Source organism: Mucilaginibacter conchicola (genome assembly GCF_003432115.1).
Classification (GTDB): domain Bacteria; phylum Bacteroidota; class Bacteroidia; order Sphingobacteriales; family Sphingobacteriaceae; genus Mucilaginibacter; species Mucilaginibacter conchicola.
The window spans coordinates 868,487-890,910 of sequence record NZ_QWDC01000001.1 but is presented as its reverse complement, the minus strand read 5'-3'; the positions used below and the strand labels follow the sequence as shown (position 1 = coordinate 890,910).

Annotated in this window: 18 protein-coding genes; 13 read left to right on the top strand and 5 right to left on the bottom strand. The window is 45.8% G+C overall.

Going from position 1 to position 22,424, the window contains the following annotated elements:
• Positions 1 to 7 precede the first annotated feature (7 nt).
• Entirely contained in the window at positions 8 to 835 is an 828-nt protein-coding gene (locus D0C36_RS03850; protein WP_117390243.1) for a TerC family protein, read from the top strand.
• Entirely contained in the window at positions 835 to 1,296 is a 462-nt protein-coding gene (locus D0C36_RS03845) for a phosphatidylglycerophosphatase A family protein (RefSeq protein ID WP_117390242.1), read from the top strand. Before D0C36_RS03850 ends, D0C36_RS03845 begins: the two co-directional genes overlap by 1 nt.
• Positions 1,297 to 1,304: 8 nt before the next feature.
• Here the strand turns inward: D0C36_RS03845 and D0C36_RS03840 are convergent, their stop codons facing one another.
• Positions 1,305 to 1,820: a hypothetical protein gene (locus D0C36_RS03840; RefSeq protein WP_117390241.1), complete on the bottom strand. Its 516-nt coding sequence runs from the start codon at positions 1,818 to 1,820 to the stop codon at positions 1,305 to 1,307.
• A 90-nt stretch (positions 1,821 to 1,910) separates the two neighbouring features.
• On the opposite strand from D0C36_RS03840, the gene D0C36_RS03835 reads away from it, so the two are divergent.
• The 3 genes from D0C36_RS03835 to D0C36_RS03825 are packed head-to-tail and all read left to right on the top strand — an operon-like array spanning position 1,911 to position 4,688.
• Positions 1,911 to 3,221, top strand: a complete 1,311-nt coding sequence (locus D0C36_RS03835; protein WP_117390240.1) for a sensor histidine kinase — start codon at positions 1,911 to 1,913, stop codon at positions 3,219 to 3,221.
• A gap of 40 nt (positions 3,222 to 3,261) precedes the next feature.
• Complete coding sequence (locus D0C36_RS03830; protein WP_117390239.1) at positions 3,262 to 3,642, top strand: response regulator; 381 nt, start codon at positions 3,262 to 3,264, stop codon at positions 3,640 to 3,642.
• Positions 3,642 to 4,688 (top strand): adenylate/guanylate cyclase domain-containing protein, encoded by a 1,047-nt coding sequence (locus D0C36_RS03825; RefSeq protein ID WP_117390238.1) that lies wholly within the window; start codon positions 3,642 to 3,644, stop codon positions 4,686 to 4,688. Before D0C36_RS03830 ends, D0C36_RS03825 begins: the two co-directional genes overlap by 1 nt.
• A 183-nt stretch (positions 4,689 to 4,871) precedes the next feature.
• Here the strand turns inward: D0C36_RS03825 and D0C36_RS03820 are convergent, their stop codons facing one another.
• Complete coding sequence (locus D0C36_RS03820) at positions 4,872 to 6,332, bottom strand: YitT family protein (RefSeq protein ID WP_117390237.1); 1,461 nt, start codon at positions 6,330 to 6,332, stop codon at positions 4,872 to 4,874.
• A 254-nt stretch (positions 6,333 to 6,586) separates the two neighbouring features.
• Between D0C36_RS03820 and D0C36_RS03815 the strand changes: the two genes are divergently transcribed.
• The 8 genes from D0C36_RS03815 (at position 6,587) to D0C36_RS03780 (ending at position 18,950) form a co-directional block, all read left to right on the top strand.
• A complete protein-coding gene (locus D0C36_RS03815; protein WP_117390236.1) occupies positions 6,587 to 7,615 on the top strand; it encodes an LLM class flavin-dependent oxidoreductase in 1,029 nt (342 codons plus the stop codon).
• 156 nt (positions 7,616 to 7,771) lie between these two features.
• A complete protein-coding gene (locus tag D0C36_RS03810; RefSeq protein ID WP_117390235.1) occupies positions 7,772 to 9,133 on the top strand; it encodes a serine/threonine protein kinase in 1,362 nt (453 codons plus the stop codon).
• Between the two features lie 83 nt (positions 9,134 to 9,216).
• Entirely contained in the window at positions 9,217 to 10,182 is a 966-nt protein-coding gene (locus tag D0C36_RS03805) for a hypothetical protein (RefSeq protein ID WP_117390234.1), read from the top strand.
• A gap of 94 nt (positions 10,183 to 10,276) precedes the next feature.
• A complete protein-coding gene (locus D0C36_RS03800; RefSeq protein ID WP_117390233.1) occupies positions 10,277 to 11,737 on the top strand; it encodes a PP2C family protein-serine/threonine phosphatase in 1,461 nt (486 codons plus the stop codon).
• A complete protein-coding gene (locus tag D0C36_RS03795) occupies positions 11,724 to 15,806 on the top strand; it encodes an FtsW/RodA/SpoVE family cell cycle protein (protein ID WP_117390232.1) in 4,083 nt (1,360 codons plus the stop codon). The genes D0C36_RS03800 and D0C36_RS03795 overlap by 14 nt, the downstream gene beginning before the upstream one ends.
• Positions 15,807 to 15,950: 144 nt before the next feature.
• Entirely contained in the window at positions 15,951 to 16,742 is a 792-nt protein-coding gene (locus D0C36_RS03790) for an FHA domain-containing protein (protein ID WP_117390231.1), read from the top strand.
• Positions 16,735 to 18,126, top strand: coding sequence for a serine/threonine protein kinase (locus D0C36_RS03785; protein WP_117390230.1), 1,392 nt, complete (start codon positions 16,735 to 16,737; stop codon positions 18,124 to 18,126). Before D0C36_RS03790 ends, D0C36_RS03785 begins: the two co-directional genes overlap by 8 nt.
• Before the next feature lie 71 nt (positions 18,127 to 18,197).
• On the top strand, positions 18,198 to 18,950 hold the full coding sequence (locus tag D0C36_RS03780) for a ThuA domain-containing protein (RefSeq protein ID WP_117390229.1): 753 nt from the start codon (positions 18,198 to 18,200) through the stop codon (positions 18,948 to 18,950).
• 80 nt (positions 18,951 to 19,030) lie between these two features.
• On the opposite strand, the gene D0C36_RS03775 is transcribed toward D0C36_RS03780, so the two are convergent.
• The 3 genes from D0C36_RS03775 to D0C36_RS03765 all read right to left on the bottom strand — a co-directional run bounded on the left by D0C36_RS03775 (position 19,031) and on the right by D0C36_RS03765 (position 22,286).
• Positions 19,031 to 20,203: a hypothetical protein gene (locus D0C36_RS03775; RefSeq protein ID WP_117390228.1), complete on the bottom strand. Its 1,173-nt coding sequence runs from the start codon at positions 20,201 to 20,203 to the stop codon at positions 19,031 to 19,033.
• 223 nt (positions 20,204 to 20,426) lie between these two features.
• The gene (locus D0C36_RS03770; protein ID WP_117390227.1) at positions 20,427 to 21,200 is read right to left on the bottom strand and encodes a DUF4350 domain-containing protein; all 774 of its coding nucleotides are present in this window, start codon (positions 21,198 to 21,200) and stop codon (positions 20,427 to 20,429) included.
• Between the two features lie 12 nt (positions 21,201 to 21,212).
• Positions 21,213 to 22,286, bottom strand: coding sequence for a LacI family DNA-binding transcriptional regulator (locus D0C36_RS03765; protein ID WP_233524402.1), 1,074 nt, complete (start codon positions 22,284 to 22,286; stop codon positions 21,213 to 21,215).
• Positions 22,287 to 22,424: the final 138 nt, after the last annotated feature.

Here is a 22,424-nt window from a genome sequence, read left to right as displayed (position 1 = left end):
CCCACCAATGGATATTTTACACACGCTGCTTGGCGAAGACATTAAGGCCGGCCTGCTTATCATTCTTAACTTAATTGTCATCGAAAGCCTTTTATCTGTAGATAACGCTGCCGTACTGGCAACCATGGTGCTCGATCTGCCAAAAGAGCAACGTGCCCGTGCTTTACGCTATGGTATAATAGGCGCTTACGTATTGCGTGGTTTGTGTTTGTTTTTAGCAGCCTGGCTGGTAACTATCTGGTGGCTAAAACCGCTTGGTGGTTTATACCTCATGTACCTCGCATTTGATTATTTCAAAGGCAAACTTTCTAAAAAGAAAGAAGGAGAAGAAGGCGAAGAGGAATCTGTAGACAAGAACAAGAACTGGCTGTATAAATCAACCGTTGGCTTAATAGGCAACTTTTGGGCGACTGTTGCCCTGGTAGAGCTGATGGACCTTGCTTTCTCTATCGATAACGTATTTGCCGCCGTAGCCTTTACCGATCATAAGTTTTTGATCTACACTGGTGTGTTCATCGGTATATTGGCCATGCGTTTTGTGGCGCAAGCATTTGTTAAACTGATGGAAAAATTCAGTTTCCTGGAAACCGTTGCTTTTATGGTGATAGGTGTTTTGGGTATTAAGCTCACTGCTTCCCTGTTTGAGCATTTTGCTCCAAATTCAGAGATCGGATTGTTTCTTAAAAGTGAAGTTGCTGACGCCGCAGTATCTATCTTCACGGTAGCAGTATTCATTATCCCGGTGCTGACCTCAATATTCTTCAACTTTCCAAAAAAAAACTTAATTGAGCCCGAAGTAGCCGAAGCTGCCGAAGATGTTTTAGATAAAAGCTGATGAATAGTACTGTAAATAAGCTAATTGCATCCATCTTTGGTATAGGGTATGTAAAGGGTGGCGGTACGCTGGCCGCGCTGGTAACCTGTCCGTTTATTTATTTGCTATGGTTGCAGCCATGGGCGGTAAACCCTATATGGCTGGTATTGGCAACCGTTGTTGTTACGCTGTTAGGCGTTTATGTAGGCGATAAAGTTGAACCTTTTTGGGGCAAGGATAGCTACCGTGTGGTGATAGATGAAGTATCGGGCATGATGGTGACCATGCTGTTTGTACCCGCTCATATTTATTACCTGTTAATAGGTTTCGTGCTGTTTCGTTTTTTTGATATTGTAAAGCCTCTGGGTATCCGTAAAATGGAAGCCTTAAAGGGTGGCACAGGTGTAATGATGGATGATGTGCTGGCGGGTGTTTATGGCAATATCGTATTGCAGGTGATTGTGCATTTTACGAAGTTTTAGCGTTATTGTTATTCAACTAACGCTTCGTTTTTGAATACATCGAAGCCAAAAAAGCCTTTAGATATCTCTATTCTTACAAGTTTATAGCCTGATGTGCCGTTAAGGTCGTTGCTGTCAAATGGTATTTCCTTCAGTTTACCGTAGTACTTAATAGCAACATATAAATGATTAGGGCCGGTTCTCGAATCGTTCATGTAACCGCCCCGTTCTGCAATATGGAATATCTCAGTTAAAGGGTGTACGGAAGCGTAATAGTTTAACCCCATAAAAGTCCAGGTACTAATGCCGCCGCCCACAACAAAGCAAAAAGTAAGTTTTATAAACGTATCCTTTAACTTATTCTTATGCTGTTGTGGCATCCTTTTAAAGTAGATCCATATCCCAGCAACACCTGTCAGTATATAAATTGCAGGGACTACATAAGGCGAAATAAAAGTATGCCTGTAAAGGCTCACCAGGTTTGCCGAAAGCAGGCAGCTGCCTAAGAAAAATATGATCTGGACTATCTCTTTGCTGGTGTACATTTAAGGTAAGGTTAACTAAATATCAATAATACAAATTAAGGTTCAGCATAAATAGCTACCTTAGGTTAAATTTAAACCGTAAGCATACGTATGCATTTTTTTCCTTTCCTCGCGGTGTTTCTGCTTACTTTAAGGCTGAACAGGAACATAAAGTTCACAGATCTTCGTCTTAAATGGAGATGGCCTCTTTATGGAATGATGGCCCTGTCTGTTGGCCTGTTCGTTTTATGCGACGATCATTTTGAGGATTCCGTATCAAGCATTATCGCTGCTGCGTATTTATTGGGAGTTATAGAATATCTTAAACGACAAGATGATTTTAAATCGTTTATGGTATTGTTGAATGCGCATCTGCCGCTTATTGCCGCTGTATTGTTAAGCGGAATTGCTGAGTTAATTGTACCTAAGTTTTATGATAATAATGGCAGTTTTTTTGTCTCAGCAGAGATGGCTGCCTTTGTATGGATATTTATAAGAGTATCTACATCTAAAAAACAACAGCAAGAGATTCGTCGCATTAATGAACGTAAGGACGAATTAGAGGAATTGGTAGCTGCACGTACCGCCGAGATAACTCAGCAACGCAACGAGTTACAGGAAACCGTAAAAGAATTGAAAGCCACCCAGGCACAACTGATCCAGCAGGAAAAACTGGCATCGTTAGGTGAATTAACCGCAGGTATTGCCCACGAGATCCAGAACCCTTTAAACTTTGTTAACAATTTTTCTGAAGTAAGTGTGGAACTGCTGGAAGAAATGGAAGCCGAGATTGCCAAAGGCGATATGGAAGAAGCCAACGCCATTGCTGCCGATATTAAACAAAACCTGGAGAAGATACGCCACCACGGCAAACGCGCCGATGGCATTGTGAAAGGCATGCTACAGCACAGCCGCGCAAGCAGCAATGTAAAAGAACCAACCAACCTCAACACCATTGCAGATGAATATTTCCGCCTGGCTTACCATGGTTTAAGGGCAAAAGATAAATCATTTAACGCCGAACTGGTATCAAATTTTGATGAGAGCCTGCCGATGGTAAATATGGTATCGCAGGATGTTGGCCGCGTATTGCTGAATATGTTCACCAACGCATTCTACGCCGTCCATCAGAAACAAAAAACTATTGGCGGGGATTTCAGGCCAAAGGTTGAGGTATCTACAAAAGTGTTGCCTAGTAACAACGTAGAGATCATCGTCCGCGATAACGGCACCGGTATCCCTGATGCTATCAAAGACAAGATCATGCAGCCCTTTTTTACCACCAAGCCGGCAGGCGAGGGTACTGGTTTGGGCCTTTCGTTAAGCTACGATATCATCGTGAAGGCGCATAAAGGTACCATCAATATCAACAGTAAAGAGGGCGAGGGCTCGGAGTTTATCATCACTCTGCCTTTAGGCTAATTAAAATTCAAATTCAACAAATCAATATTTATTTTCGCAAATGAAAATATTAGTAGTCGACGATGAAGAGGATGTGCAACCCTTGTTTTTGCAGCGTTTCCGCAAAGAGATCCGCAATAACGAGATAGAACTTGATTTTGCACGCTCGGGCGAGGAAGCACTGGATTACCTGAAAGAGAAACACTCTGAAGTGGTATTGATCCTTTCAGATATCAATATGCCCGGCATGAGCGGCATCGAACTGCTTGGCCATATCCGCGAGGATTTCCCAATGCCGCCACCACCTGTGGTAATGATGATTACTGCCTACGGCGACGAAGAAAACTATAAACAAGCTATGGACAAAGGAGCAAATGATTTCCTGACCAAACCGCTTGATTTTAACTTACTGAAAGAAAAACTAAAAACAATAAGCGAGTAATGGCCAAGATACTGGTAGTAGATGATGAGGCTGATCTGGAGATCCTGGTAAAGCAAAAATTTCGCCGTAAGATAAGGGAGAACGAATACGAATTTATTTTTGCACAGAATGGTGCCGAAGCATTAGACCGCATCAAAGAACACCCCGATCTGGATATTATCCTGTCTGACATTAATATGCCGGTGATGGATGGCCTTACCCTGCTTTCGCGCCTGCCCGAGGCTAATCCAACGGTTAAAGCTGTTGTGGTATCGGCCTATGGCGATATGCAAAACATCCGCACCGCCATGAACCGCGGTGCCTTTGATTTTGTGATGAAACCGGTTGATTTCGATGATCTCGACCTCACCATGCAAAAGACCATCACCCACGTGCGCCAGTTGCAGGAAACTCTGCGTGCTATTAAGGAGAACAATATCCTTAAAATGTACGTAGATGAGAATGTGCTCAACTTTATGACCCACAAAGAGGCCGAGAATAGCCTCATGAAAAACGAATTGCTGGAAGCTACGGTAATGTTTGTTGATGTATGCGGCTTTACCGCCATTACCGAGCACGTGGCAGCCAATACCGTTGTAAACCTGCTGAACGGCTTGTTTGATAAAATTGTAAAAGAGATCATTAATCAGGGCGGCCACGTAGATAAGTTTATGGGCGATGCCATCATGGCTGTATTCCGAGGTGAGTACCACCTGGATAGAGCTATAGATACCGCATTAGCTGTTAGAGAGCAATTAGCTAACGAGCCCGATATAGATGCAGGTAACGGTAAAACCTTTAAACCGGAGATCTCGGTAGGTATCAACTCGGGCGAGATGGTATCAGGCAATATCGGCTCCGCATCACTAAAACGTCTCGACTATACCGTAATCGGCGACTCTGTAAACCTTGCCCAACGCCTGCAAGGCATTGCCAAAGCCGGCCAGATCATCATCACTGAAGCCGTTTACCAGCAAGCCAAAGAATCATTCCAATGCAAGGAAAATGGCGAGTTTACGCTGAAGAATAAGGCATTGCCGGTTGTAACTTATGAAGTAGTGGAGTAGACTTTAAGTCTGGGGTCTTAAGTCAAAAGTCAAAATTAAAAAGTCAAAAAAAGACCCTTGTCATTCTGAGGGATAGCGAAGAATCTAACCGCGTTCTCTGTACAGCTGATAGATGCTTCGTTCCTCAGCATGACAAAGGGATGGTGTGACTTCAGACTCCCGACTTCTAACTTCAGACTTAAATCAATGTCTCGCTCTTCTCTTCAGCACCCCACCCGCAGCTTCTTTAATAATGCTGGTGAAGATGAAAGCTTTGGGGTCTATTTCATGCACCATATCCTTTAAGCGGCGTAGTTCCAGGCGGGTTACAACGGTGAAAACAATATCAACAGGATGGTGCACATCAAAGCTCTCTTTCAGAAAACCGCGTTCGCCTTTGTAGATGGTAATACCGCGGCCAAGTTGCATTACCAGCATCTCTTTAATGGCTTGGTTTTGGCCCGAAATGATGGTAACACCGGTGTATTCTTCCAAGCCCTCTATCACAAAGTTGATCATGCGCGAGGCCGTGAAGTAAGTGATAATAGAGTATAAAGAAGTGGTAAAACCAACCTCAAAAGCTGCTATCAGGAAGATAACGATATTGATGCCCAGAATGATCTCGCTGATAGTAAAGCTAATGCGTTTGCCGGTGTAAAGGGCCAATACTTCGATACCATCGAGGGCACAACCACCACGGATAGCCATGCCGATTCCCGTACCCATAAACACCCCGCCAAAGATAGATACCAGCAGTTTATCAGAAGTGATCTTATCAGGATAGGGTACATACAAAATGCACAATCCCAAACCTATAATGGCCAATAATGTACGCAGCGCAAAGGTTTTATTCACCTGGAACATCCCCATAATAATGAAAGGAATATTTGCCAGGATAATAACGTAAGCAATATTGAAGTGGTAAAGCTCGTGTATCAAAAGCGAGATACCGGTAACGCCGCCATCAAAGAAAGCATTTGGTATCAGGAAACTTTTTAAGGCAAAACCACAGAACAGGATACCTGCAATGGTATAAATAGTGTCGGTAATGATTGATTTGGCGGTTGGCGCTGTACTCATTTCGGCAATAGGTATTGTGTTCTGTAAATCTCTTAAATTTTCTTGTTTTTTAGGCTCCCTGTTTTCAACACTCGTTTTGGTGAAATACCGGTGCTGTTCCAGAAAAGTAATTTGCAGCGCATCCCATGCTTTTTTATCATGGATACTGCCCATGGCCTTCATCTCGGCAAACAGGTTATCGCCGGTACTCACAAAATCAGCGCGACCCAAATAATCCAGGTCGGCATCGCAGATAATTTGTTCCAGATGATCCGCCGGTTGTTGCGGCAATTGGGTGGCCATAATAATGGCGCAGATGCGGTTGATCTCATCCTCAGTATAACCAAAGTCAGGCAAAGTCTCCCTCGCAATATCGCATGATGCACGCTCATGTTCTTTAACACGGTTAAGATAACCACTATCGTGATAAAGCGCAGCTACTAATAACAGACGGGCATCTTCAGCATTAATGCTTTCTTTTTCGGCAATGCCTTTGGCGGCGTTATAAACATCGATAGTATGATCAGCATTATGATAATGGAAATGCCCCGGCAGCTCGTTTTTGAGTCTGCTTAAAATATGCTGTCCTTCGGGGCTATTGATCATGGTGCTAAGATATTAATTTAAGAGAAAAAGCCCCCTCTAAATCTCCCCCGAAAGGGGAGACTTTATTAAAAGCCCCTCTCCCTCGGAGAGGGGATGGGGAGAGGCCTCTTAAATGGGAGGGCTTTCTGTCACCCTCATGTCTCAATGTACTCCAAACGTCATATAACATCAAAAGCCATTCATACGCGCTGCTTTCGCCGTAAATTTGTGAAACATCCGTTTTAAAAACATGTCCTCGTAACCAAAATTGAGTTATGGCAAAGAAACTATCCGATATAAAATATTCTGTTCTTGATCTGGCTCCTGTGGTACAGGGCGGCACACCTGGCACCAGTTTTAAGGCAAGCCTTGAGGTTGCCCAACTGGCAGAGAAGGTTGGCTACACACGTTACTGGTTTGCCGAGCATCACAACATGATCAGTGTGGCCAGTTCTGCCACGTCGGTACTGATAGGTTATGTGGCCGGCGGAACATCAAAGATCCGTGTAGGCTCGGGCGGTATTATGCTGCCCAACCATGCCCCGTTGGTTATTGCCGAGCAATTTGGTACGCTTGAATCACTTTATCCGGGTAGGATAGATTTGGGCCTCGGCCGTGCGCCGGGTACCGATCAATTGACCGCTTTGGCTATCCGTGGCGAGAACTTTAATGCCGTTCATAATTTCCCTAAAGATATCATCAGGCTGCAAACCTATTTCTCGGCAGATAATGCAACCAGTAAAGTACGCGCTATCCCGGGCGAGGGTTTAGATATTCCTATCTGGGTGTTAGGTTCAAGTACCGATAGCGCCAAGGTTGCCGCCGCTATGGGTTTGCCTTATGCTTTTGCCAGCCACTTTGCACCAACATACTTCATGGAAGCTATCAAGATCTATCGCGATAACTTCCGTCCCTCAGATTATCTGAAAGAGCCTTATGTAATGGCTTGCGTTAACGTAGTAGCTGCCGATACCGATAAAGAAGCAGAGCATTTGGCAACATCGCTTAAGCAAATGTTTTTGGGTGTGGTGACCGGTCGCCGCCAGTTGTTACCGCCACCGGTTAAAGATATGGATGCGATATGGTCGCCGTACGAGCAAGAGGCCGTAATGCAAATGCTGGCCTACCTGTTTGTAGGCAGTGCCGAAACCATCAAGAACAAATTAACCAGCTTTATAGAACAAACCGGCGTTGATGAGGTAATGGCTACGTCGCCAATATTTGATCAGCAGTCGCGCATGTACTCGGTAAAACTATTTGCCGATATTATTCGTAAGTCGGCTTATGCGCCTTTAAACCAATAGGTTTAAATGTGTTGTGTTGCCCGTTACCTGTAAAGGTGGCGGGTTTTTTTGTGGATAGATGTGAAAATCTTAATAAAATATCACAACAAAGTGGCCGTATAAAATGTACATTAGTCTGTAAATTGCCGTTAACCTTAAACGGTAAACTATCTACTAATGAGCAAAGTTTTTACAATAACCGAAGGTTTGGAGAATTTGGGTGCCATGAGCACCGGCGGGCAGGGTTCCGTTTATAAAGGCCGCCGCATGGGGCCGGTGCTTACCGCCATCAAGCTGATGCCTACGCCTATCCTTAACGAGAGCGAGGACGACCGCAACTACCGCAATTTCCGTAACGAGGTAACCAAACTGCAAAAGGTAAACGAGGAGCCTAACCCCAATGTGGTTAAGATACTAAGCTGGGGATTGACGGATAGCGGATCATTTCCCTTCATCGAGATGGAGTACATTGAAGGTCCTGATCTTTGCGAACTCCTGAAAGATCCCCACGATAAAATTTTCATGCTGAAAGAGGCCATCCGCGTGGCCGATCAGCTGTCAAGCGCATTGGCGCACTGCCACCGTGTAGGGGTAAAGCATGGCGATGTTAAAAGCAACAACGTAAAATACAACGTTAATACCGGCAACTATGTGTTGCTGGATTTCGGACTGGCCATCATGTCAGAAGAGCAGCGCCGTACCAGTATCCGCCACGCAGGCGCGGTTGAGTTTATGGCACCCGAGCAGCACGATGGCAAGATGTTGTTAGAGACCGATATCTACAGCTATGGCATTATTTTATATGAACTACTGACCGGCGAGGTGCCTTTCCCGCTTAGCGGAGCAGGAGACAACGCCCGTAACGCCGTTATGCTGGCCCATATCGAATCAAAAGTACCAGACCTGCTTACTGCCCGCCGAGCCGCTATGCCTGCCGCCTGGAGCGACGAGAAGAAAGCGCAGGAAATGCAGGTGCCGCAGTGGCTGCTTAAGCTGATTGACAAATGTTTGCAGAAAGCCCCTGAGCTGAGGTTCCAGAACGGTACCGAACTGCATGATGCCATTATCCGTGGCAGCCTGGCATCGGCTGAAAGCCATGATTTTAACGGCGGCTTGAGCAATGCCGCCCTGCGCAGCGAGAATGAACGTTTGCATAACCTGTTACTACAATACCAGCAAACCGGCCCGCCGCCCGAGCCTGTTGCTGCCGAACCCGTTGAGGATGAATCGCGTATTTCGTTGTCAAAACCATATTACTATACGCTGATGGTTTTGATAGTAGTGTTCATGGGCTTTTCAGTATACGCAACTTTCCTGAAAAAAGATGGCTCAACCCAGCAGGTAAAGCAGGATTCTGTACAGAACAAACCAGATACAGGTAAAATAGATTATGGATCTAAATATCCTGATGAGGGACAAAGCAAAGCTGATACGCCGGTGAGGTTAGATACCACGGTACTTAGGCAACAGCCTACAGAACCGCAAAGAACCAAGCCCGATTCTACAAGCACACAGCCTGACACCATAATGCAGCAGTAAAACATCTGCCTGCAAACCGTGTTCAGTATAGCTTGAAAGAGAGCATTTTGAATTTTTAATTTTGACTTTTGAATTTACCATAAATGGCATCTACACCTAATTTTTGGCAACGCATAGGTATACAGGATTGGTTTTTGACCAACGAGACCACCGAAAAGGCTAAAGCCAAAGCCCTTACGCCCGATACCGTTTACAGTTATATCGTGGAGAAATTTCGCGACTCCATAAAGCAGCTTTCCTTTGCCGATAGGGTGGTGTTTTACCACGAGTTTATCATCAGCTTTAACCCCGAAGATTATAAGGAGTTTATTGCCGATAAACAAGGTATTTTCGGTTTGATAGTACAGGAAACCGTAGAAAAATTCTATGAGATACTAAAAGAGTATCGCGATGCGGGTAAAACCGTGAAGCCATCCGGCTCTAAATGGGTATTCCGTTTGGTGTCGCACCCCGATTATGCCCGCGGCGATAAAGGTTTCATTGGTAAATTATTACCTGATAATAATGAGCCTTTAAAGGAGCAAAACCTGCGTGTAACCTTCATCCCGCGCCAAACGGGTATAGCGCAAACCTTTGATGTGAGTCAGGATGTGCTGAAAGGCTTTAACTATTACAGCGAAGGATATTTTGAGATCCCTTACGAAGATAACCTGCAGGCTGCTGAGGAAGCTGCAACTGCAACATCAACCAAACTACCAAAAGACAGCATCGCCAAACTGGAAACCATTATTCCCGATCAGCAATTTGCCGGTAAAAAGGTGGAGTACCTGATGAAAGATGACGAGATCATTGTATCGGGCAGCGAGGAAACCCGCGAGGATTCCAACATATTTACTATCCCGTCAGATTGGGTTAACGCGCCGCATTTGCAGATTCGCTATAACCGGTCTGATGGTAAATTCTACCTCGCATCGTTCGGGGAGATGACCACATTGAACGAAGTGAAAATAGAACGCAGCGACATTAACGCACCAAAATGGGTAGAGTTGCCTGTTAACTCGCGCATGTTGCTCAATGGCATCATCGGCTTAAACCTGTTTAAAGCATAAGGCATGTCACAAATATTATCTATAGGCTTATTGGTGATTGGGGGGCTAATGCTGCTTACCCATTTTATCGATATAAAACGATCAGGTAAACGCAATGGCTGAAAACTATTTTGGACAAACTGATACCGGCCGCGTACGCAGCAATAACGAGGATACTTTTATTGCCCGCAAAATTATGCGCGATAAACTGGTGCTCGCATCCGTTATCGATGGCGTAGGCGGTTATAATGGCGGCGAAGTGGCTGCCCAAATTGCACACGATGTTTTTGTGGAGCGATTGAGCAACCCGCAAACCAATATCATCGAAAGCATGATAGAGGCTTTTAAGCAAGCCAGCCGTAATATCGCCGATAAAAAGGCTGAGGATAAAGAGCTGGAAAGCATGGCCTGCGTAGCCACCATGGCTATCGCCGATGTGGAGAATAACCGCTTTTATTATGCCCACGTAGGCGACACTCGTTTGTATTTGCTGCGCGATCAATCATTGGTAAAGATTTCTAAAGACCACTCTTTTGTGGGTTTTCTGGAGGATAGCGGCCGTTTGACTGAGGACGCTGCCATGAACCATCCAAAACGTAACGAGATCAACAAGGCCTTAGGTTTCAGTAACATGATCGAGACTGACGACAGCTTTGTGGAGACCGGCGAATCGCCATTCCTGCCCGGCGACCTGCTGCTGCTTTGCAGCGATGGTTTGACCGATTTAGTGGATAAAGAAGGCATCCTCTCGATACTGACACTTAACGTATCTCTGCAGGAAAAAGCCCGCGAACTCATCACTGCTGCCAACAATAACGGTGGCCGCGATAACGTGACCGTGGTGTTGGTGCAAAATGATAAGCAAAGAAACCAACCGCAAGCCGTGGCACCCGTAACCAACCAGGTAAAACGCGCAGAAGAGGATGATGAACAAAAAGAAAGATCACATCACCAACATACCGACCAACCGAAAACAAAACCCGAACCCCAAATGCGCAAAAGCGGAAACAGCGGACTGACCGTTATATTAGGGCTGCTATGCCTGTTGTTTTTAGGTACAACCGTATGGCTGTTCATGAAAGGGCAGTCGGTTAATAAAGCGGCACTGCCGGTTGCCGATAGTGCCAGATTGCGTAACGATAACGAAGTTAAACTGCAGGATGCAATAGACGCCTTTAAAGGCGATACTTTGGTGTTAGCCGATACCGCTTTTAAGCAGCCTGTTATTTTGAGCGATACCCTGCACATTGATCAGGATACGCTTTACATCAAAGCAAAAGGTAACTTTGTTTTGCAGCGCGATACTTCATATAAAGGCCCTGCTGTGGTATTGGGAAAAGATACCAAGATCATTGGCCTGGAGAATATAAAGTTTAAGGATTTTGATGTGGCTATTAACCTCGGTAACACCGACCTTACGCTGTGCAACGTGCAGTTCAATAATTGCAAACTGCCGGTGCAGAACAATTTAATGTTAGGCGCTGATAAGAATATAACCACCCGCATACCGGCTGTTAAACCACAGGCCGATACCGCTAAACCTAAAACCCCTGCCAAGCCAAATGGAAGCAGATAAAGTGCAAACACCCGGCAGGTGGACGGAGCGGATCTTCATTGTACTCTTAGGCGCATTGTTCATTTGCCTTTTTCTGAGGCTACATACCGTGCTGCAAACCCGCTTTACCGATGTAGATAAACGCCTGCAGGATGGCACCATGATCAACCTTAATGCAGGTGATCCGGCTGGTCAGTTGAAACGCTTGCTTACCAAAGGCTACTATTTTGAGGACTCAAAAGATATCGATCTGATCACCTCAACCGTTGCCAGCGCTACGGATGCTAAAGAGCAGATAGATAACATCGGCGAGCTGAATAAACGCAAGTATTTTATCGTTGCCGATGATGCTTTTGCGCAGGGTGGCAAATCATTCAAAAGCCGTGTTACGGCTTCAAGGATGTTGTTGGGCTACACCGGTGCCGATTCATTGCTGTTTGTAAGCGAGAAAGAAAATCCCAAGCAAGTCCCGCAGGCAACTAATGTGAACATGGGCAGTGGAACCATCGCTGTAAACATCGTTAACAAGAAGCAATCCGTAGCCGGTGTACTTGTGCGCCTGCAAATGGTGTTGCCGCAGGATAGCATCAGCACCGATGAGGAGATAGGAGAGATTAAACGCGTAACAGAGGCTGGAAACGGTTTCACTAAAACATTTTTGCCCGATAGTGCAGGCAAACGCCGCTTACAAGCATTAATAGCCTATGCCCGCACAAACGAACAAGGGGTAGCGCAGTTTACACATTTGCCCTCAGGTAAAGCATTCAAAGTATTGCCATTGCAGCCGGGCTACCAGTTCGGTACATCGCAAGGCGTACAAATGTTAGAGGACGATGCCGCCTTTACTTTCACACAACAGCCGCATACTATCAGGTTGTTCTCTACGCGGGATTTCAATATCCTTAAGAAAGAAAAATCACTCACCATCCGCACCGTTGATGATTTTAACCATTGGTTCTATATCATCGTTGGCAGCTTTTTGGGCGCGTTTCTGTTGGTGCATATTGTCCTTTCGATAGGTTTCAAAGATGCCGACCAGCTGATATTACCGGTCATCATGACCTTAACCGGCTTATCGTTCATCACACTATTGAGCCTGCAGGATCCACTGCGAGATCGCTTTTTGGCTAAGGATATGCTGATGTACCTTGGCATTGGCCTGGGCGCTATGCTGGTGATGTTATTCCTGAAACTGCGCCGCTTTACGCCCGATTCATGGATCTACCGTATGCTGGTATTTAAACAGGTACGCAGCGCTGCCGATGGCTGGCCCTGGGTAGTTTTGGCGGCAACATTGTTGGCATTAACTATCAAATTTGGTACCGGCCCCGAGGGGAGCGGTGTTAAGGTTAACCTGTTCGGCTTTCAACCCAGCGAGATCGTTAAATACCTCATTATACTTTTTCTTGCAGGATTTTTTGCCGCTAACGAAAAGCTCATCAGCGAATACAGCAGTTGGAGCAAGCGCTGGCAATTCTTCTCCTTTGCGCTGATAGCCATTTTAGTAACGCTGTTTCTGTTCCTTATCCTGGGCGATTTGGGACCGGCAATGGTGGTGCTGTTTACCTTCATTGTGCTATTCTCCTTTTCGCGAGGCGATTTTATGTTTATGGCCATCGCCGTAGTACTGTATGTACTGGTAAGCTGGTTTGTGAAAAATGTTTGGCTGGCGGCATTGATAACAGCTGCGCTGGTTGCCATCATGATGTTGTTCAAACGCCGGTCACTCAGCGAATCGGCGGTGATGGTGCTGGTGATCATGGCAGCCTTTGTTACCATAGACCAGGTGCCGTTGCTTGGGAAACTATTTCCGGGACCGGTACAGCGACTGGTTGATAGGAAAGCCATCTGGCAGGATGCCTGGAATAACGAAGTTTATGGCGGCGACCAGGTGGCTAACGGCCTTTGGGCCATGTCGAGCGGTGGTGTTGCAGGTCAGGGTGTGGGAGAGGGCTTTGCCAAAACCATTCCAGAGGCGCATACGGATATGATATTGCCATCCATGAGCGAAGAGTTTGGCTGGGCGGGCATGACCTGTATCTTTATCCTGTTTCTGCTTTACCTGCACCGTTCCATCATCATTGGCCGGCGAACGGGTACGCCTTTCCTCTTTTATATATGTGCGGGTATAGGGGTGTCCACCTTTGTGCAATTCCTGCTCATTGCGGGTGGCTCAACGGGGGCATTGCCACTTTCAGGGGTATCACTGCCGTTCCAAAGTTATGGTGGCTCATCACTGGTGGCCAACTTACTGGCCTCGGGCTTTTTGTTCTCGGCATCAAAAGTAAGAGGAACTCCGGTGCAGATGAGCTATATATCGCGCCAACAGGATAAAAACCTGGTGCCCGCGCTGATGGCTGCTTTGAGCGGTGTGATGCTGCTTTCGGTAAGTGTATCAAGATATTCGTTCAATAATAAAAAGTGGGTGGTAAAGCCATCATTAGTAGCCGATAAAAGCGGCGCAAGGATGTTCAGCTACAACCCGCGCATTGCCATATTAATGAACCGCCTGGAAGCGGGTAACCTTTACGATAGGCAAGGAGTACTCCTGGCCACCAGCGACCCTGAGTTAGTAAAACAACAACACCGTAAACTGGTGATAGCCGGTGCCGGGAATTACAATATCGATTCGGCCATGCATAAACGCTTGGACAGGTATTACCCGTTTGATGAGCAAATGTTCTTCTGGACAGGGGATGCCAACACCGGTGTATTCAATGGCAGCCCGAATGGTTACTTTGCCGAGTACGAGCACGCCGCTGAGTTACGCGGTTTCCAGATGCCTACGGAGAAGATCAACATCACGGCCAACCGTTACCAGGAAGACCGCTTCCTGGCCCGCGGCGTTAAGGAAATGACCGTGGTAAAACGCGATTACGGTGCCATTGCGCCGTTGCTACTGGCAGGCATCAACAGTAAAGAAGTAGAAGCATTTAAGAAGCGCAACCGTGATGTTAAACTCACCATGGATGCGCAGCTGCAGACCGAGATACAAAACTCGATAGCGCAGGATACGTCGCTGCTGGATAACCGGGTATCTGTAGTGGTAATGGAATCAAATACCGGCGATGTGCTGACCTCAGCCAGTTACCCGCTACCACCGGTACACGACTGGGAAAAACTCACCATGAGCTACGCCGACCAAAACCAACTGGCAGGCTGGATGACCACGCAGGATCTGGGCTTTACCCTGGCCACGCAGCCAGGCTCTACAGCTAAGCTTGCAACATCCATCGCATCGTTCAATAAACTGGGTATGGCGGCAGCAAACCGCAAATTTAACGTGGCCAGTTATGAGCGTATCCGTACCAAAGGCTTTGAGCCTGATGAAACAGGTTTAATCACTTTAGAAGCGGCAGTTGCCAAATCAAACAACGTGTACTTTATTAAGCTGGCCAACGAGGAACACCTGCAGGAAGATATGGCAACGGTATATCTGAAAACGGGTATGTTCCTGCATGGCGTAGGTGGCTACTATTATGGCCGCGATAAGGAGAATGCCCAACAGGAAGAGAAATGGCGCGAGCTATGGCGTAAAACAGAGTTCAATACCAAGCCACGCTACAATCCTAATGATATCCGTAAAACGAGGGCAAAGGGTATCTCGGGTATGGCGTGGGGCCAGGGCGAGCTGATCGCTACGCCGGCTGCGGTGGCACGTATGGCTGCGGGTATAGCCAACAATGGCACTATGTTGCAGAACCGCTACGTACTAAAAGTAAGCGACTCTACCACTAAAGTTAAGCCGGGCACCAAGATCACTAACGATCCGAGGTATGCACAACTGCTTCGCAGGTACATGATAGAGCAAAGTGCGCCTAAAGAATGGCGGTTACACCTTGCTGTTGCAGGTAAAACCGGTACACCGGAACGTATCTGGAAGGGCCAGCAGATAAACGACGGCTGGTACGTTTTTTTCGCACCGAAGGCGAACGGGCCGGGGGCAATGGTGGTTTGCATCCGTATCGAGTCTACAAAAGGCTCATCAGACGCGGTTAAACTGGCCGGCGAACATGTTATTCCGTTCCTGAAAGAGAAGGGATACATCAAAAGTATCAGAGAAAATAAAGAAGAACAAACAACTGAATAACACAAGGGTTTATAGGTAAGAAAATATCGCCATCAAAGCGGGGCTACGGTTAAAAGCATCCAATGCACCGTCGGTGCATCAGATCGGTAGAATAAAAAAGTAATATGATTTTGCGTGCCGTAGGTACGCCACATTCACAATATAATGTTCAATTTTTTCAAAAGCGATAAGCCAGACCGTCCGTCTGATGTTAAGGGTATAAGGTACGAGTTGCTGCAATTCATCAAGCATGAACTGCAAAAGGCCGAAGGTGGCGAGGGTGGCAACATCCGTGGCCTTAACCTGTATATCAATGCGCCTGCGGCGGACAAGTCGCTTTACGAGGCTGCCGTTTATATAGAAGCCCCCGAGCAATTTAAAGACGAAGTACAACGCATTGCCGATGATTATGCCGTTAACCTGCCGCAAACCTGGCAGCTGGATGTAATATTCGATCAGGAATTACCCGAGGAAGCCGTGCCAGCCAAAAAGGTTGATGCTGCATTCTTCATCAAAACGGGCAGTAATTTTATTAAGCAATCGGCATCTGCATACATCCGTGTTTTGGGTGGCGAGACCGATCAGCAGGAGTACCATATCCAATCGGGCAAGGATAAGATCCATATCGGCAGGGATAAAAAAGCGCAAGGCGATGATGGCTTTTTCCGTACCAACCATATTGCTTTCCCGAGCGATACCGCCAATGAGGCTAACAAATATGTAAGCCGCCAGCATGCTCACATCGAGTGGAGCGATGAGGCTGGTAAGTTTTATATCTATGCCGATGAAGGCGGCGTGCCGCCAAGAAATAAAGTGAAGATCCGCTCAGAAAAAAGTGAGGATATCATTAAACTAAGTTCTACTCATATAGGTCATCAATTACAAGAGGGCGACCAGATCATCCTGGGCGAATCGGCAGTATTGGAGTTTAGCTATCAACCGGCAGGCAATGAGTAAAGTGTTCACCATAACCGAAGGATTAGAGAATCTGGGCGCGCTGCGAACGGGCGGGCAGGGATCTGTCTATAAAGGCAAGCGCATGGGGCCTGTTATCTCCGCGGTGAAGATATTGCCAACGCCCATTTATGCCGAAAATGCCGATGACCGCAACTACCGCAACTTTATGAACGAGGTTGCCAAGCTGCAAAAGGTGAACGAGGTACCTAACCCCAATGTGGTAAAGATCCTCAGTTCGGGTATTACCGAGAGTGGGTCGCTGCCGTACATTGAGATGGAATACATTGACGGCCCCGACCTTTGCGACCTGCTGCAGCCACCAAGCGACAGGATCTTTACTGTAAAGGAAACCATTCGCCTGGCCTATCAACTGGCCGGCGCACTGGCACATTGCCATAAAATTGGCATCAACCACGGGGATATAAAAAGCAATAACGTTAAATACAATGCCCAAACCGGTAACTATGTGCTGATTGATTTTGGGCTGGCCATTCTTACAGATGAGGAACGCCGCACCAGTATCCGTCATGCCGGTGCCATTGAATTTATGGCCCCCGAGCAAACGGATGGCACCATGCTGCCACAATCAGACGTTTATGCATACGGCATCATCCTTTACGAAATGCTTACCGGCAATGTGCCTTTCCCGCTTGAAGGTAACGGAGAAACGGCCCGTAATAACGTAAGGATGGCGCATATTGAAACGCCCGTGCCCGATCTGCGGATTATGCGCCAAAATAACCTGCCCCGCACCTGGGCAGAAGAAAAGCGCGATCAGGAAATGCAGTTGCCACGCTGGTTGATTGCCGTGATAGAAAAATGTTTGTGCAAACAACCGACCGAAAGATACGCCAGCGGTGTTGAACTGCAGGAAGCCATTGTTGATGCCAACTTCTCTGGCGATAGCAAAGCCAATAACGATGCTATAATTGCTGAGAATGAACGTTTGCGAAAGCTGGTTGAGGGTTTTGAAAAGGATGAGGCAGACAAGAACAGGCAATTAGCCGATCTGCAGGTCCTTGCAAAAGAAACAGGCGCACGTTATAACGGCAATAAAGGTATTTACGAGCGCAACCCATCAAACGTGATATTACCTAAGAAAACACTGGCAACTATTATAGCCGTTGGGCTTGTTTTTGTGGCGATATCGCTCTATGCTTTCCTGCGGAAGCCATCCGGTACACCAAATGTGGTTTATGTGCCCGAGATAAATTACCTTCGCCCGCCTTATGTGCCTAAGAACTACAACCACGATAGTGTAGAGCACGCACGTTTAGCAACCATTGCCGCCAAAAAGAAAGTTTGGAAAAAGAAGCCGGTAACTGATTCAACCAATGCTGCTCCACCAAAAAAGAAGCGCAAGAAATTCCTGGGGATTTTCTAATGAAGACGGTAGATTAGTATTTATAATTAGGAATCAATCCGTCACTCGTTCACTCTCTCAATCATTGCTAAATGAAACGACTGCTCATACTTTGCCTGCTTTTAACAAGCGTGATTGCGCATGCGCAAAAGAAGAGTTTTAAAGTGCTGGCCATTTATGAGAACGGCGGTCATCATGTGGAATACTCTAAACGCGCCAAAGTATGGCTGAGCGCACTTGCCGCAAAGCGGGGTTTCACCATTGATTACATTCAAAATACCGATAATATCGATTCGACTTATCTAAGCAAATACCAGCTATTTATCCAGTTAGATTACCCGCCTTACGGTTGGAAGGATAAAGCCGTAAAAGCCTTTGAACAATACATTGAACAGGGCAGGGGCGGTTGGATAGGTTTCCACCACGCAACACTGCTTGGTGAGTTTGATGGCTTCCCGATGTGGGAGTGGTTTTACCGTTTTATGGGCGATATCAGGTTCAAAAACTATATCGAAACCTTTGCCTCAGGCGAGGTTAAGGTTGAAAAAAAGCATCACCCCGTAATGAAAGGCGTACCACAAAAGTTTTTAGTGAAGCAGGAAGAGTGGTACACTTACGATAAAAGTCCGCGCGGCAATGTGAAAGTGTTGGCCAGCGTGGATGAGAACAGCTACCAACCCAACGGCAATATCAAAATGGGCGACCATCCGGTTATCTGGACAAACCCCAAATACAAAGCCCGCAATGTTTACATCTTCATGGGGCACTCACCAAATCTGTTCGATAACCCGGCTTATGTGAGGTTGTTTACTAATGCTATTTTTTGGGCAGCTTCGGTTGAGTAGGTAGTCCTGAGTTCTAAGTCTTAAAACAAACCACGCAATGACGCGTGGGTGGAAGCTCTCAAATAACAGAAGTTGTTTTCCTAATTTTGAATTTTTACTTCCTTATCTGTTACCGAAGTATTGAGGCTCTTAAACATTGTAGCGGCAGGTTCGCCGTCCGTGTTGCTGTAACCGCCATGGATAATGCTTTGGCCGGTAGTGCCGGGGTTGTTGCCGTGGCCCATAAACCATTTGCCCTCAGTTTTACTTACACTAATGCCTGCCACCGTTGCCGCTTGTAATGAGAAATCAGTACAGTTGTTATAGCTCAGATGATAGTCCACATCGTTATACTCCTTAGTTAGCTTTAGTATCCTGTCGAATTTTCGTTTGGAGATAAATTTGCCGATCACTTCATCCCATTTATGGCTGGCATCGTCCTTAAACTGCGATGATGTTGACGGGAACCATGGTGTAGCCGAGAACAGGTGATCTTTCTTAGGGTAAAAACCAAATGAGCAGGATACGTAGGTTGAATCTGTATTGTATTTAATAAGTGTAATGTAAGTATGCCCTGTATAAGCCAAAACATGCACTTTGCCTTTCCCCGGGGCAGGTTGCTTTACATGGAAAAGCAATGCATAAGCTACAGCCTGTTTACCATCGTTAAAAGTTTTAGAAATATTTTCGTAGGTAGTACGTGGCGATTTTTCTTTTTTAACCTGTACGCTTTGCACATAAGCCAGCGAATCATCCTTAGTATCAATAGGCAGATCAAACGCCTGCTGGTCGTCATCCTGCAAAGTATCTATTAACGCCGATTCTTCGTTCTCTCTGTGCTTTTTATCTTTTTGCAGGGTTTTAAAGAAACACTTCATCGCCAGCGGATAAAGCTTTAAACGGGCAAAAAGATTGGCGAACTTAAATAGGGTTTTGTTTTTTGATTCGTTGCCGGTAAGACTGTTGTCATCTACCTCAAGTTGTTTAAGGTAATCCATCAGTTGGCGGCGCTCGCTTGCATTATTCAAGCTTACCGAAACCTTTTGCTGTAACGATTTATCGTTAGCATCATCAAATATGCTGGCAATTTTTGTGGTTTTGGGTGCAGTAAACGCCTGTTCATCAATATAGGTACTCGGTATAGATAAAGAATCGGTATGCCCGGGCTTATAAGGCAGGGCCGCGGATAGCTGTGCTTTGGCCGTGAAACTGCTAAGCGCAAAAGCGGCAACAAAAAGTGCTTTTAAGAGCGGTGTTCGGGTAGATGTAGTCATAGTGTTAATTGCAAATGATAAGGGTGAAACGCGTTAGGGCGGAGGGGATTCCTATCTGCAGCAATAACGAATTGCACAAAATGCTCTTCGCTTAAATAAATATAGCAACTAACAAATGTTAAATAAGCCAGTGTGGAATAATTTCACAGTTTTTAACATTTGCCAGACTTTTGATATTTGATTGAGTTAAATATTATAAATATTAATTAAAAGGAAGTCGGATTTATTGTTGTTTCAAAAGATAACTTGCCAGGTCGGTCATGGCTTTATCGTTCTCAAAACCTGCAGGAAGGCGGCCATTTACGTACTCGTTATACAACCATGGGTCGCCCACGGCTAACACCATGCCTTTGCCATATTTAGCCTTTGCAGCTATTACAGCTCCATTTTTAGCTTTTAATAAAGGCTTAGCAGTGCCTTTTAAACCGATGCTGCAAACATCTTTTAAGTAGATCTTTCTAGCGGTTGTAAATACCAGGTGATTGAATAGTTGAATTGCGCCATCCTCAAAATGTGCATCATCCATAACATGCAATTGCATATCATCATTAAAATGCATCCCGAATTTGCCTGCCAGTGCGTTAAAATGCTGTAGCTCGGTATTGGCGCTGTCATTAGCCAGCATTACCAGTTTGCCGCCTTTTTTAACCCAGTTGGCAATAACGTCGGCATCCGTTTCGGTAATGTAGTTAGGGCTGGGGTTTTCTTTTTTGGTATCCGGATCTACAATAATATAAACCTTAACGCCTGATAAGTTTTCGGCAGTAGGCGCAGCATCAATCGAGGTCACCTTCGCACCAAGTTTTGTAAACTCGTTGCCCCATTTAGAAAAACCTGTTTGTGTGGTATCTTCCCATGTATAATGGAAACGCTCGGCTGAACCGTCTTTTGCTTTGCGGGTCTCATGGTTAAAATAGTAGTCGAGCGCTACTGTCTGAGCTTTTAGTCCGGTGGTTAGGAGTAAGCCAAATAGCGCAATTAATAAAGTCTTCTTCATAGCAGGTAGATTTTATAAGGCTTTTTTAGGCAGGGTAGATCGCCGTACAAAAAGCTGGGTTGGCAGGGTGATGGTCTCAAATTCGGTAACTGGGTGTTTGCTGAGTATCAGGCTCAAAAGCATTTCTGCGGCTTTGCGGCCCATCTCAAATGCAGGTTGATAAACTGAGGTTAAAGGCGGATTCAGTACATCGGCTAATGTTGTATTGGTATAACCCACCAGCGCGATATCATCCGGTATTTTGATACCCATTTTGGTGAGCAGGTATAGCGTTGTGGTGGTAATACGGTCTGATGTAGTAAAAATTGCATCAGGTTTATCTTTCAAAGAGAGCAGTTCATTCAGCGCATTTTCTATCTCGCTCATATCGCGGCCGCCATGTGCACAGTGTTTAATATAGGCTGATGGAATATCCATACCCACCTCTTTTAACGCGTGCTCATATCCCGCAAAACGTTCGCTGGTAATAGAAATATTTGGCGGACTTGTAATATGCGCTATCTTCTTATATCCTGCATTAAGCAATTGCCTCGTTGCATCATACCCACCTTTAAAGTTATCGGCTATTACTTTATGGGTCTCAATCTCGTTGGTGATACGGTCAAAAAATACTATTGGTAAACCTTGCTGGTGCAGGTGTTTAAGATGGCTGACATCTTTGGTTTCGGTAGAGAGCGAGATGAGCAGACCGTCTAAAGCATGGTGTGTTAACTGCTCCACGTTCTTTAGCTCCATCTCGTAAGATTCATGCGTTTGTGTGATGATAACATTGAAGCCTGCCTGGTAAGCAACCGACTCGATGCCATTGATGACTTGCGAGAAAAACTGGTTCTCGATGGTGGAAACAACGATCCCGATAGACTTGCTATGCCCTTTTTTTAAACTTTGGGCAATAGGGTTGGGGCGATAATTGTTCTGTTCGGCGTAATCATTAACCAGCTTTTTGGTCTTGTCGCTTATCTCGTAACTATCACGCAAGGCTTTAGATACCGTTGATACCGAAATACCCAGGGCTTTGGCAATATCGCGTATGGTGATAGGATTAAAATTCATTCTGCGTGAAACCGCTGTGTTATTGATCAGCATTCCCAATATATAAAGTTTTTGGTGAATAGGGAATTTGCATAATAACGCAAACGATTAATTTGGGCTAAAGCCCGCCTATATTCCTGATAACCGTCCCATGAATGGGACGGCAATGAAAAGGATGAGCATTGTAGCAAA

What these genes read in the sequence shown, in the direction of transcription:
- D0C36_RS03845 (WP_117390242.1), top strand. Translation starts at nt 835, where the DNA reads ATGAATAGTACTGTAAATAAGCTAATTGCATCCATCTTTGGTATAGGG.
- D0C36_RS03810 (WP_117390235.1), top strand. Translation starts at nt 7,772, where the DNA reads ATGAGCAAAGTTTTTACAATAACCGAAGGTTTGGAGAATTTGGGTGCC.
- D0C36_RS03830 (WP_117390239.1), top strand. Translation starts at nt 3,262, where the DNA reads ATGAAAATATTAGTAGTCGACGATGAAGAGGATGTGCAACCCTTGTTT.
- D0C36_RS03765 (WP_233524402.1), bottom strand. Translation starts at nt 22,286, where the DNA reads ATGCTGATCAATAACACAGCGGTTTCACGCAGAATGAATTTTAATCCT.
- D0C36_RS03815 (WP_117390236.1), top strand. Translation starts at nt 6,587, where the DNA reads ATGGCAAAGAAACTATCCGATATAAAATATTCTGTTCTTGATCTGGCT.
- D0C36_RS03775 (WP_117390228.1), bottom strand. Translation starts at nt 20,203, where the DNA reads ATGACTACATCTACCCGAACACCGCTCTTAAAAGCACTTTTTGTTGCC.
- D0C36_RS03805 (WP_117390234.1), top strand. Translation starts at nt 9,217, where the DNA reads ATGGCATCTACACCTAATTTTTGGCAACGCATAGGTATACAGGATTGG.
- D0C36_RS03835 (WP_117390240.1), top strand. Translation starts at nt 1,911, where the DNA reads ATGCATTTTTTTCCTTTCCTCGCGGTGTTTCTGCTTACTTTAAGGCTG.
- D0C36_RS03770 (WP_117390227.1), bottom strand. Translation starts at nt 21,200, where the DNA reads ATGAAGAAGACTTTATTAATTGCGCTATTTGGCTTACTCCTAACCACC.
- D0C36_RS03840 (WP_117390241.1), bottom strand. Translation starts at nt 1,820, where the DNA reads ATGTACACCAGCAAAGAGATAGTCCAGATCATATTTTTCTTAGGCAGC.
- D0C36_RS03795 (WP_117390232.1), top strand. Translation starts at nt 11,724, where the DNA reads ATGGAAGCAGATAAAGTGCAAACACCCGGCAGGTGGACGGAGCGGATC.
- D0C36_RS03780 (WP_117390229.1), top strand. Translation starts at nt 18,198, where the DNA reads ATGAAACGACTGCTCATACTTTGCCTGCTTTTAACAAGCGTGATTGCG.
- D0C36_RS03825 (WP_117390238.1), top strand. Translation starts at nt 3,642, where the DNA reads ATGGCCAAGATACTGGTAGTAGATGATGAGGCTGATCTGGAGATCCTG.
- D0C36_RS03785 (WP_117390230.1), top strand. Translation starts at nt 16,735, where the DNA reads ATGAGTAAAGTGTTCACCATAACCGAAGGATTAGAGAATCTGGGCGCG.
- D0C36_RS03790 (WP_117390231.1), top strand. Translation starts at nt 15,951, where the DNA reads ATGTTCAATTTTTTCAAAAGCGATAAGCCAGACCGTCCGTCTGATGTT.
- D0C36_RS03820 (WP_117390237.1), bottom strand. Translation starts at nt 6,332, where the DNA reads ATGATCAATAGCCCCGAAGGACAGCATATTTTAAGCAGACTCAAAAAC.
- D0C36_RS03850 (WP_117390243.1), top strand. Translation starts at nt 8, where the DNA reads ATGGATATTTTACACACGCTGCTTGGCGAAGACATTAAGGCCGGCCTG.
- D0C36_RS03800 (WP_117390233.1), top strand. Translation starts at nt 10,277, where the DNA reads ATGGCTGAAAACTATTTTGGACAAACTGATACCGGCCGCGTACGCAGC.